Source organism: Armatimonadota bacterium, assembly GCA_039679645.1.
GTDB lineage: Bacteria > Armatimonadota > UBA5829 > UBA5829 > UBA5829 > UBA5829.
This window is the reverse complement of record JBDKUO010000069.1, coordinates 87,645-98,525: the sequence shown is the minus strand read 5'-3', so window position 1 is coordinate 98,525 and position 10,881 is coordinate 87,645. Positions and strand designations below refer to the sequence as shown.

Genomic DNA, 10,881 nt, shown 5'->3' with positions numbered 1-10,881 from the left:
TGTCAAATTTGCGGAAAAGAGTTGTTTCGGGAGACCCTTCTCCCGAAACGCCCCTGGTGCAGCAAGGTATCGGGACAGGGGTGTCCCGATACAACGGGGTTTATTCCGTAGATATGACACGCACCCTCGGCAAGCTCATCTGTTGACACGGACTTGTGTGTCTTGTACAATGAGGCTCGTACCACAATTTTACAACAGCCGGGAAGTTTGTCAATGAGCACACCTAATTTACAGGTGGTCTGGCACAGGTACAAGATCGGCGGGGATACAAAAGCGCGAGATACGCTAATTCAGCATTATGCGTATCTGGTGAAGATAACCGCCGGACGTGTAGTAACGAGCCTGCCTCCTAATGTAGAGCGCGACGACCTTATAAGTGCGGGGATTATAGGGCTGATCAAGGCTATAGACCAGTTCGATACCACGCGCGAGGTCAAGTTCGAGACATACGCGATTGCGCTGATTCGTGGAGCGATCCTGGAAATGCTGCGTGAGCAGGATTGGGTGCCTCGGTCGGTCCGCGAGAGGGTTAAAGCCCTTGAAAGGACCTACGTCGAGCTGGAGAGCCACCTCGGAAGGCCCGCCACCGAAGAGGAAGTGGCTAATGAGATGGGTCTGGAGATAGACGCATTTCATGTGCTGCTGGCCGACACTGGCCGCGCGTCTTTGCTGAGTCTGGACGATATTGTCCTTTCCAGCGAGGGCAATGAGAAGATACATCTGGCAGACGTGGTCTGCGATGAATCTTCGGATACGTCCGGCGACGTGGAATCGTCCGCAATGAAGCAGTCTCTCGGTGAGGGTATTGACAGACTCCCGGATAGAGAGAAACTGGTCATAGCTCTTTACTATTATGAAGGTCTCACATTCAAGGAGATCGGCAAAATTCTCGAGGTATCGGAATCCAGGGTCTATCAGCTTCATACGCAGGCCGTCCTGAGGCTGAGAGGCTATCTGCAGCGCGATCTGGCGCTGTTCCATTAACTTCTAAACTGAGAGGAGCGCATTTTAATGCACAAGATTAGATTTAGTCTGATCGCTATAGTGTTGCTGGCAATATTGACCACTTTACTTGCAGGCTGCGGCAGGAAGGGCCTGGTGAAGGTAAACGGCGAGAAAGTCTCGAAAGATGAGTTCTATTCAAGACTCGAGCAAGTGCCGGTCCAGACTCAGCAGGGCACAAAGATGGCGGGCCAGTATGTGATCGAACAGATAATTGGCGAGAAGCTCGTTCAGGGACTTGCTAAGAAAGAAGGCGTTGCGCCGACTGAGGACCAGATCGAGAAAAAGATTACAGCGATCAAAAAAGAGAGCGGCGGTGATCTTGCCAAAGTCCTTGCCCAGCGTGGCATGACAATGGACGATCTCAAGAAGCAGCTTACGATTCAGCAGGCGCTCGTGAATGTTGTTTCCAAAGGCGTCACGGTTCCCGATGCTGATGTCAAGAAGGCATATGAACAGGCTCTTGCCGCTAAGAACTCACCGTTCAAGCGCCCGGCTCAGGTGTTTATGAGCGTTATAGTCAGCTCCGACAAGAACGCAGTTGATAAGGCATACAAGATGATATCCGACGGCACTGATTTCAATACAGTTGCCATGCAGACAAACGATATTCCAGTGTTAAAGCAGAGCCAGGGCAAGTTAGGTTGGGTTAGCAGAGATGATACCATGTTCGGTACACAGGTGCGTAAATATGCTTTCTCGCTGGATATAGGAAAAACTACGAAGCCATTTAAGGATGACAACAAGTGGGTTATTCTTAGGGCCGAGCGCAAACGACCGCAGCGTATTCAGAAATACAATGACGTAAAGGACATGATCCGCGAGCAGATAGCCGTTGCCAAGGGTTCGCAGACCGGCACATTCCGCGAGGACCTGCAGAAGTTCACCAAGGAATCGGATATCGTAGTCAATGCCGAGAGATACAAGGGCATAGTAGATAATATCAAGAAGGAAGCCACTAAGAGCCTGGAAGAAAAGCTCAATCCGACTACCGGCAAAACGCCGGTTGCCAAGTAAGGCTTCCTTGGATTGATAGATATAGCGAATATGAGAATGGGCGCGATCGGACTGGTCGCGCCCTTTATTTTAGCTGCCTGTGGAGCAGTAATGCCTGACCCCTATCTTCCAGGCTTGCAGACATACAATCAAGAAAGCTACCCCGACTCCTGGAGCAATCCATGACAGCAGGGCGGGCAGCGTCGCATTTTCTGGCCGGTCCAATATGGCAAGTGAGGGAAAGTAGTTAACGAATGCCAGCGGCACCACAAAAGTGAAAAACCGTCTGAACCATGGTCTGTAGATGGAGATAGGAAACTGAGCAGTCTCTACCCCGCCGTCTGTTAGAGTATTTATAATCTCCAGGCTGTCTATGGTCCAGAATGCCATGGTAGCCTGCAGCACGAAGAGTCCAAAGAAGAAGCATACCCCGCCGATAATAGCGCCAATTGTCAGTGCAATCTTCGCAGGTGTCCAGATAATATGCAGAGCGCTTGCGCCCCAGAGGAGTACACACAGACCCTGCGCAAGACGTCCTACTTTGCTAAATTGAATTTCCTGGCCTAGTATTTGAAGCACAGTGTTTCGTGGACGGAGCAAGATGCGGTCGAAGTCACCCGATTTAATCATCCCAGGGAATACATCGAATCCCCGCGGAATTGTCTCGCCTATAGCAAACGCTACATGGACTATCCCGTATATTACAGCCGCCTCAGGCAAGCTCCAGCCGTTTAGGGTTTTGAACCTGTCAAACAGAGCCCACATCATCAGGAACTCCATTGCAGTGCCCAAGAGGTTCCCGATAGCGCTCATAACAAATGACAATCGATACTGCATCTGGGCGCGTATCGCAATAGCCACATATTTAATATAAAGTCCAATTGTGCCGGTCATATCAGCCCCCCTGCACCACCAGCATACGAGTGCCGCGAGCCATAACCCATCGCCCCAGAGTTACCATTGCAACCGTCCAGACGGCTTGGCGCGCCAGCACATACCATATATCGCATGCGGGGATGTGTCCCAGGTAGAGCCTGAAAGGTGTATCGACCAGGTCTCTGAACGGCAGCGCATAAAGCACGCTTTGAGCCCATCCGGGCAGCAGCGGCAGCGGGATTATCGCGCCCGAAAACACCCACACGGCTACCGGGATCAAACGGCTCACACCCTCACCCGAGATCGTCCAAAAGAGCGAGACCGATACTAGATTGGTAATCGCGCATCCGACAGCCAGCGCCCCGACAGTCGCAGCGGCCCATGCAATTCCCGACCCGACCGATGCCGGCAGTTTCATTCCAAGGAACGGCATTGCGATAATCACCAGCGGAATGGCTCGGAGCAGGGTGGGGGCAATACGCATCGCTATCGCCCGGCAATACCATGTCCAGTAGAGGTCCATAGGGCGAAGCAGTTCATAAGCCACTGTCCCTGTGCGCATCATTGCCCGGATGTCACCGTCCATGCTCCATGGCAGCATGGCAAACAGCGCCTGGCCCAGCCAGATGTATGTCACCACCTCCGGGAATGTCATCGGCTGGCTCGACTTTGTAGAACGGTAAAACGCAGCAAATATCATCACCCGGATCAGTCCCCAAAAAAGCTGAGTCCCGAACCCTGCGACCGCAGCCGCGCGATACTGCAGCAGCGTGCGAAACCTCGCGCTTATTATCGCCCAGTATGCCCTCATCGGCTTATCTTCCTGTAGAGCCGCGCAATTATCTCTTCAATCGGCGGGTTTTCTATAAACAAGTCCTGCACGGCATGCTTGCCTGCGATCCTGTATATAAGCTCCGCAGGCGGGATTCGATCAGGATAAAACCGCATATGGACCCGGCTGCCTTCACGGCTGACTACTTCGGCGTCAGGGTCGCTAATCTCGCTCTTTTCATCTACAAGGTCCACTATAAGCCTGCGCTCAGTGCTGACACTTGCGCGCAGTTCATCGAGCGTGCCGTCAGAGAGGATACGCCCGCTGCCGATTACCATTATCCTGCTGCACAGCGCCTCTATGTCGTCCATGTCATGAGTGGTGAGGATAACAGTCGTGCCCTTAGTTCGGTTTATCTGCTTGATAAAATCTCTAACGGCCAGTTTTGAGACCGCGTCCAGTCCGATGGTAGGCTCGTCCAAAAACAGGATAGACGGCGAGTGGATCAGCGCGGCGGCAAGATCGCATCTCATTCTCTGCCCCAAACTGAGCTGCCTCACGGGGGTGTCTATAAGCGCGCTCAAGCCGAGTATCTCAATGAGTTCATTTCTTGTCTGCAAATAAGCTTTATCAGGGACTCGGTAGATTTCTTTGAGCAGATCGAAAGACTCGATCACAGGCAGATCCCACCAAAGCTGTGTGCGCTGTCCGAATACGACACCTATGTCGCGCACGTGCGCCACGCGCTGCTTCCAGGGCACCCTGCCGAGTATTTCGCACCTGCCTGAGTCCGGCACGAGTATGCCGGAGATTACTTTGACTGTGGTCGATTTGCCTGCCCCATTCGGCCCGACATAACCCACCAGCTCTCCCGGCTCAATTTGAAATGAGACGCCGTCGAGCGCACGTATGGTTTTGTATTTTCGCCGCACCAGCCCTTTGAATGCTCCCCATGTGCCGGAGGTGCGCTGGGCGACGCGAAAAGTCTTGACAATGTTGTCGGCAATAATCTGTGGCATCTGACTGTTCCTGAAGTGAGATAGAAGTAGAGACGAAATTACGGCTTCTATCAGTGCGCAAAATATTCCTTCGTGAAAGCCAAATTATTCTTGTAGTAAAATTCGGTGTTGATGTAAACACTTATCTAACGGGTAACCTAAACATGGGTCGAAGATGGTATCTGCAGGGGGTGACTACAATGAGCATATTTGCCTGGATAATAGTCGGCCTCATTGCGGGCTTTCTCGCCAGACTTGCGCTGCCGGGTGAAGAACCCGGTCCGCGTGGGATATTCGGCGATCTTATAGCAGGTATAGTCGGCGCTATAATAGGCGGCTGGATATTCCGCGCGCTGGGCATGGCAGGAGTCACTGGGATCAACCTTGGCAGCATAATAGTTGCGTTCATAGGCGCCGTGATCTTCCTGCTGATCTGGCGAGCAATCAGCAAATACAGCCATCGTGGAGTCCGTGGCGCGGGACCGGCATAACGCTCATCCCGAGCGTTGCAATGCGGCGGCATTTGCAATGCCGCCGCATTTATTGTTTATTTATATGTCGGGATAATTATGCCGCGCAGGATCACATTCTGTGCGAACAGGAATACCACCAATGTCGGCACGGCAGCCACCACCAGAGAGGCCATGACCAGAGGCAGCGTATGCTTTTGTTGGAACTCATATATGAAGACCATAAGAGTCCACATCTTGGGGTCCTGACAGACCAGAAATGCCTGCATAAACGCTCCATAGGCCGCGCCGAATGCGCCAAGCGCAATGACCGCCAATATCGGTTTGCACAGCGGCAGAGTTATGCTCCAGAACATGCGCATCTCTCCCGCTCCGTCTATCAGGCCGGCCTCATATACTTCAGGAGGCAGGCTGTCGAAGAAGCCCTTCAGCAGGAATATTCCATATCCATTAGCAAGTCCCGGCAGGACTAAAGCCCAGTATGAGTTCATCAGACTTGCAGATATATTGAGATGAAGCGCGGAGGCAGCACGCGGCAGCGCCCAGCCTGCGAGCAGCCCCGTTACTATCGCAGCCAGTGATGCGCTCAGTATCAGCGGCATTTTTGAGCCGAACTTCCTTTGGAAAAAGACAAAACCCAGCATGCATACTGCAACCACAATCAGCCCGCCGACAGGAAAACTTTTTGTCATTAGGAAGCTTGGGATCATCAGCACTTCTGCAGGAAACGCCATTGTAGCAAGCAGGAACACCAATATATGATAGGTCTCCTTCAGCCTGAAGCGTGACATTGCATAAGCCGCCAGTGGGTTCACAGTGAGCGTCGTGCCTATAGTCAAAAGGATGTAAATGATGGTGACCCAGAGAGCATGACCATGAAGCAAGATATAATTGAGAACAGTGACAAAGTTATAGATGAAATACTGCCGCCGCAGTGTGTCTTTATGCGACAGGAAAGAGTCATATTGAAAGATGGCATATGGTATTCTGGCGGTGTCGAATGAAGAATAACTGGTGCCGTATGCTCTATTGGCATCTTCTATGCCGGCATATTTGTGCTCCAAGAACCTACGCCAGTTGTCTTCGGGCCGCATTAGCTTCATCGCTCCCAGAGGGCAGTTGGCCTGTATGAATCGGTTCCAGAGAGCCGCGTCTGCCTCTATTGTCGGCTCTGTTGTTTTCAACTCAGTAGAAATCGGCTTTTTGTTTTTGCTAAGGAACATGTGCCATTCCGGCATTGCTTTACTGGTGTCGATCTTTATATACTTTGCCCAGGCATAATGGGTTATGAAATCATGTTCGATATCAGAACCCAGCTTACCGGCAACCAGGTCATCGTATGTGATTTCCGAAAGTATGGGGTTACCCTTTGCATCTCTGGGGATTGCCGTAAGGTTCTTCGGTATGTCGGCTGTGCGCAGGAATTTATAAAGTACGGTGTCCGCATCAAAGAGCGTCGTGCGTTCGGGGCTGCGGGTCTCGATGAACTCGCGCCAATCTTGTGATCGGCGGCTGCCGTCAGGTTTACGATGGTCCAAATCCATCGGAATCCCAAAGTCTTCCCATGTCTGCGCAGTGTCGGTATAAGCCTTGTTCGCAGTAGAAATCGTGTGGTATTTAGCTTCCAGCCATTTGAAGTATTCATTCTGCAAAGCGAGCGGGCTGTCGCTGTTGGTCCTGTCCAAGAACAGTGCCTGCTTGAAGTCGGCAGGGCATATATTCTTTATGAAGTAGCGCACATCCGCGGCAGCAGCCTTGCGCTGGCGAGTAGGCAATTTTTGCAGTTGATCAAAATCGGACGCCTGCATATCGCGGACGGTAAACCAGTTGTCCTTGTCAAACCAAACGCTCAGCGACTCTATTGGCGCAGCATCAAATATATATTTCTTGAAGAGGATCTCATCGTTTGCCCAATATGCCGGTATGGGGTTTAGCTCCACGGTATCGGATTTACCTGTCGTGGCCATGCACACCATCAGCATAAACGGATAGACCATCGTCACAGCGCCGATTATCAGCAACAGATACATTGCCAAAAATATCAGTCTTACTTTTGGAGACTTGCGTCCCACTGCACTTACCAGCGACATATATTCTGCCTTATCCCTTCGCGCCTTTTGCTTCCTGATCCACGGATGTGTTGCGGAACTGGATCTTATTTAGTATCTGAAGCTGCTTTAATGTAAACCCGAGTAGTATTGCGCCCATAATCCATGCCATGGCCGTGGATAGGCCAAAGTTGAGGAACATAAATGCGTTGTACCATATATACAAACCAGTGGTCATCGTGGCATCCTGCGGGCCGCCGCCGGTCATCAGGAAGATGTTGCTGGATTCTTTAAACCCGGCTACAACTGCTCCAACGAGGTTGATGATAATGAGCGCCTGCAGGTTCGGGTACATTATATTTATAATTTTTTGCCAGAAGCCTGCGCCATCCAGGTCAGCGGCCTCATACTGCTCCTCAGGGATTCCCTTCATGGCAGCCAGGTATATCAAACATCCCGGCCCTGTTCCCGCCCATATAACCGGGATTACCAGCCACAACATCGCCAGACTCGGGTCTCTCAGGAACGATTGAATGCTGAAGTTGAACTTGCCGCCAAAGGTCGCACAAACGGCATGCGCTCCACCGGAAGAAAGCAGGCCAATCATGTAGCCGACTATCATAGCTCCCAATGCGCCGCCGAGTATGCCTGCAAGCCATCTCTCTCGACTGGAGTTTGTTTTTGCACCTGCCTGCAGCAGTAGTGAGGCTGCAATCAATATACCTACCGCGAGCACGGCAAGCTTTATGAACACCGCAAGCGGCGTTGGTATTTTGTTAAACCAGAGAATCAGGCTGTTGATGACGCCGAACTCCGTAGGGTCGTAGATCAGCCATTTCCAGAGAAAGAGTGTTACAACTCCTGTCGTTACGGCAGGCAGATAGAAAATAGTGCGGAAGAGCACCTTAAACCTTGGTATTTCCGTGAGCAGTATTGCAAGCCCGATAGGCGCCAGGAATCCAAGCCCGACAAGCATTATCATATACTGTAGAGTCTGCAGCAGATATTGCCAGAACTTAGGCTCGCTGACTGCTTCTATAAAGTTTCTCAGGCCGACAAAGCTTGAGCCGCCCAGTATTTTGTAATCCTGGAATGCCATCAGCAATCCACGCAAGAGCGGGTAGTACGCCCAGACGGCAATCGTGCCGACAGCGGGGATCAGAAACAGCCACGCATAGAGCCGCTTGCGCGCTTTATTGCCGCCGACTCCAAAGCCTTCATTGTCATCTACCTTTGCCTGGCTGCCCATTGCCAGCCGGACTACTTTGTGGGCGGCCAGCGTCAGAGCAACAGCCATAATAGCAAAGATAATCCAGCCTATTCTCGAACGGCGCGTAACCTCCGAATCGGGCATTTTGCCCAATATCATGGTGTTCACGTTGCGCACGGTGTCATCCATAATCCGCTGTGGGTCATACTTGAACTTGCCGGTGTTTGGGTTTGGAGTATCGTTTATAAGGGTTTCGAGAGGCATATTGAGCTCTCGGGTCTGCACATTAGTCCAGCCTGGGCAGTATGGCTCGACTCTTCCGTTGGTCTCAATGTCATTCCAGAGCTGTTTTGTCGCCTGTGACTGTCGCGCAAGCAGGTCCGTGTATCCGATTTCTTTGAGAATGGACGGGCGCACATACTCTCCCAAACCGTAACCGATGAGTGTTTGAGCCGTTATGCGCTGCGCCTGCGGACCTGTACAAAACTCAATGTATGTCCAGGCAGCGTCTCTAATAGCTTTGAGACTGTGCCTGCCGGGTTTGTCCTCAGCCATGATTCCTGCGCTTATTGCCAGATAATCGCCAGCGACATACGCCACATGTTTTTCGCCTTTGTATGAAGGTATCGGCGCAATAAAAAACTGGTTCTGATCGACTATGTCGGCGTCACTGAGAGCGGAAATTTGCATTGCGTAGGCTACATTTACCCCTCCGAGCCTGCCCGACTGATTATCTTTTGCCTGAGTGACTCCCCAATAAATGCGTTTGCGGACAGCCTTGTCATTCAGGTTAAAAACCTTGCCTGTCTGTGGGTCTGTCGCCTTGCCCGATTTGAGCATTGCCGGGGTGATATCAAACTCATGGTCTCCATTGCGCAGCCATGGTTGATGGATCAGCTTTCGATAAAAGTAGAATGCGCGCATAGCTTTTGGCTCATTTGTAACCATTCGCCATTCCAGGTCATAGGCTGAGGATCCGGTCGGCACGCCGAGCTTGTGTAGAGTATTGTCGGCGTTTTGCAGCTTGGGGTAGTATGCTGTCGCATCCGATATGGCAATGCCTAAGTCTTTGTAATTTGCCATGGGCGGGGGTGTCGGAATAAGAGTATCATTTTTGCGATAATAGGAGTGCACAACATCTCCGCCGCCGGACCACACATAATCGATAAAGTGCCATCCTGCTGCATATCCCGTAAGCATTGAAAGCCCGTATTGACGGCGGTCGCCTGGTTTGGAATTGGGTTCCTTGGCCGGGTCAATTGTCATATGGCGCGCATATCTATAGAGCTCATCCCAGTCTTTTGGAGCGCGGCCTGCAAGCCCGCCTCTGGCAAAAGCGGCTTTGTCACACTGCAGGGCAAGAGCATAAAACATCTGGGGTATTGCAATAACCGATTTTCCGTCGATGGCCGGTTCCCATGCCGCGCTTGGGGCTGCTATTCCGGCAAAAGGCCTTCCGTTTCTTTTGTGGTATCGGGAAATATAACCATTTAAGGGGTAACAGAACTTTTGCTGTCGATATGCTGGAATTTTGCGGACGTAGGGGGTAAGCACATCCGGCGCCACGCCGCCTGCCATTGCCAAAAACTCACTGCTCTCGTAAGCGGGACCTTCCTGAACAGCCAGAGGTGAGAGCACTCTTACTCTAATTTCGGGATGCATGCGGCAAAATGCTTCAAACACTCTTCTTTTTGCCACCAGGCGCGGGTCGGGATTAGACTTTTCCGGAACGTTCCATAACCGGAGCTCCACCTTCTCATTCGCAAATACGCCCGATTGCGGCATGATCGTTGTTGATAGAATAAGCAGGCAAAAGCACAATTTCGCACAAACGGATTTCGCTGATGAACGTCTTCTCATTGATTGTGGTATCCTTCAATGCAAGCGCAACAAATTATTATCTTAGTATAGCACAATTATACTCAACAATAGTCATCCTTCTTGCGTTATAAGTCTGTTCGAAACGGGAAAAGATAAGGTGAAAGATGGTTGATGCGTTTGCTGCATTAAATTAAGGGTATCAACACTTATCAAATAAAGGGTGCGCAAAGTGGAACGTGAAGGCTGGACAGGGATGAGAAAAATGTCGGAGGCTTGCTGGGCGCAGGCACGTGCGAATTATGCCGCTGCCGTAACGCTTCTGGATGCGGGGGTGTATTTCGCCAGCGTGTTCTTCGCGCAGCAGGCGGCTGAACAGGCTCTCAGGGCGGCCACAATTCAGCAGGAGAAGAAAATCCCGCGCGGCCACAACTTGATTCAGATGTGCAATGCGCTTGAAGCTCCGCTGGAGGTTATGAATGCCGCCGCCGAACTGAACCCGGAGTTTCTCGCCACTCGCAGCCCCGAAGCCGTCTCAGGCGTGCCTTCTCAAAACTATGATCGCAAATCCGCCCGTCTGCATCTGCGCTGTGCCCAGACAATAGTCGACTGGATCAAAGAGTCGATGTACTGACCCGCATTTTGACTTCCCGACACAATTTCGCTAGTCTATACACAAGAAAATCCAACG

9 protein-coding genes are annotated in these 10,881 nt (G+C 51.5%); 4 read left to right on the top strand and 5 right to left on the bottom strand.

Annotation, left to right across the window (positions count from 1 at the left end; genetic code table 11):
* Positions 1-213 precede the first annotated feature (213 nt).
* A complete protein-coding gene (locus ABFD83_15270) occupies positions 214-984 on the top strand; it encodes a FliA/WhiG family RNA polymerase sigma factor (GenBank protein ID MEN6358432.1) in 771 nt (256 codons plus the stop codon).
* 27 nt (positions 985-1,011) lie between these two features.
* On the top strand, positions 1,012-2,019 hold the full coding sequence (locus ABFD83_15265; GenBank protein ID MEN6358431.1) for a lipoprotein: 1,008 nt from the start codon (positions 1,012-1,014) through the stop codon (positions 2,017-2,019).
* A gap of 69 nt (positions 2,020-2,088) precedes the next feature.
* On the opposite strand, the gene ABFD83_15260 is transcribed toward ABFD83_15265, so the two are convergent.
* The 3 genes from ABFD83_15260 to ABFD83_15250 are packed head-to-tail and all read right to left on the bottom strand — an operon-like array spanning position 2,089 to position 4,665.
* Positions 2,089-2,892: an ABC-2 family transporter protein gene (locus ABFD83_15260; protein ID MEN6358430.1), complete on the bottom strand. Its 804-nt coding sequence runs from the start codon at positions 2,890-2,892 to the stop codon at positions 2,089-2,091.
* Position 2,893: 1 nt separating this feature from the next.
* Positions 2,894-3,685, bottom strand: a complete 792-nt coding sequence (locus tag ABFD83_15255) for an ABC-2 family transporter protein (protein ID MEN6358429.1) — start codon at positions 3,683-3,685, stop codon at positions 2,894-2,896.
* Positions 3,682-4,665: an ATP-binding cassette domain-containing protein gene (locus ABFD83_15250; GenBank protein ID MEN6358428.1), complete on the bottom strand. Its 984-nt coding sequence runs from the start codon at positions 4,663-4,665 to the stop codon at positions 3,682-3,684. Before ABFD83_15250 ends, ABFD83_15255 begins: the two co-directional genes overlap by 4 nt.
* A 179-nt stretch (positions 4,666-4,844) precedes the next feature.
* Here ABFD83_15250 and ABFD83_15245 point away from each other — a divergent pair, with 179 nt between their 5' ends.
* Positions 4,845-5,135: a GlsB/YeaQ/YmgE family stress response membrane protein gene (locus ABFD83_15245; protein MEN6358427.1), complete on the top strand. Its 291-nt coding sequence runs from the start codon at positions 4,845-4,847 to the stop codon at positions 5,133-5,135.
* 56 nt (positions 5,136-5,191) lie between these two features.
* Here the strand turns inward: ABFD83_15245 and ABFD83_15240 are convergent, their stop codons facing one another.
* Positions 5,192-7,204, bottom strand: coding sequence for a carbohydrate ABC transporter permease (locus ABFD83_15240; protein MEN6358426.1), 2,013 nt, complete (start codon positions 7,202-7,204; stop codon positions 5,192-5,194).
* A 10-nt stretch (positions 7,205-7,214) separates the two neighbouring features.
* Entirely contained in the window at positions 7,215-10,232 is a 3,018-nt protein-coding gene (locus ABFD83_15235; GenBank protein ID MEN6358425.1) for an extracellular solute-binding protein, read from the bottom strand.
* 223 nt (positions 10,233-10,455) lie between these two features.
* Between ABFD83_15235 and ABFD83_15230 the strand changes: the two genes are divergently transcribed.
* Complete coding sequence (locus ABFD83_15230; protein MEN6358424.1) at positions 10,456-10,824, top strand: HEPN domain-containing protein; 369 nt, start codon at positions 10,456-10,458, stop codon at positions 10,822-10,824.
* Positions 10,825-10,881: the final 57 nt, after the last annotated feature.

Excerpts from the sequence above, each read along its gene's own strand:
- ABFD83_15270 (MEN6358432.1), top strand. The coding sequence starts at position 214 with ATGAGCACACCTAATTTACAGGTGGTCTGGCACAGGTACAAGATCGGC.
- ABFD83_15265 (MEN6358431.1), top strand. The coding sequence starts at position 1,012 with ATGCACAAGATTAGATTTAGTCTGATCGCTATAGTGTTGCTGGCAATA.
- ABFD83_15260 (MEN6358430.1), bottom strand. The coding sequence starts at position 2,892 with ATGACCGGCACAATTGGACTTTATATTAAATATGTGGCTATTGCGATA.
- ABFD83_15255 (MEN6358429.1), bottom strand. The coding sequence starts at position 3,685 with ATGAGGGCATACTGGGCGATAATAAGCGCGAGGTTTCGCACGCTGCTG.
- ABFD83_15250 (MEN6358428.1), bottom strand. The coding sequence starts at position 4,665 with ATGCCACAGATTATTGCCGACAACATTGTCAAGACTTTTCGCGTCGCC.
- ABFD83_15245 (MEN6358427.1), top strand. The coding sequence starts at position 4,845 with ATGAGCATATTTGCCTGGATAATAGTCGGCCTCATTGCGGGCTTTCTC.
- ABFD83_15240 (MEN6358426.1), bottom strand. The coding sequence starts at position 7,204 with ATGTCGCTGGTAAGTGCAGTGGGACGCAAGTCTCCAAAAGTAAGACTG.
- ABFD83_15235 (MEN6358425.1), bottom strand. The coding sequence starts at position 10,232 with ATGAGAAGACGTTCATCAGCGAAATCCGTTTGTGCGAAATTGTGCTTT.
- ABFD83_15230 (MEN6358424.1), top strand. The coding sequence starts at position 10,456 with ATGTCGGAGGCTTGCTGGGCGCAGGCACGTGCGAATTATGCCGCTGCC.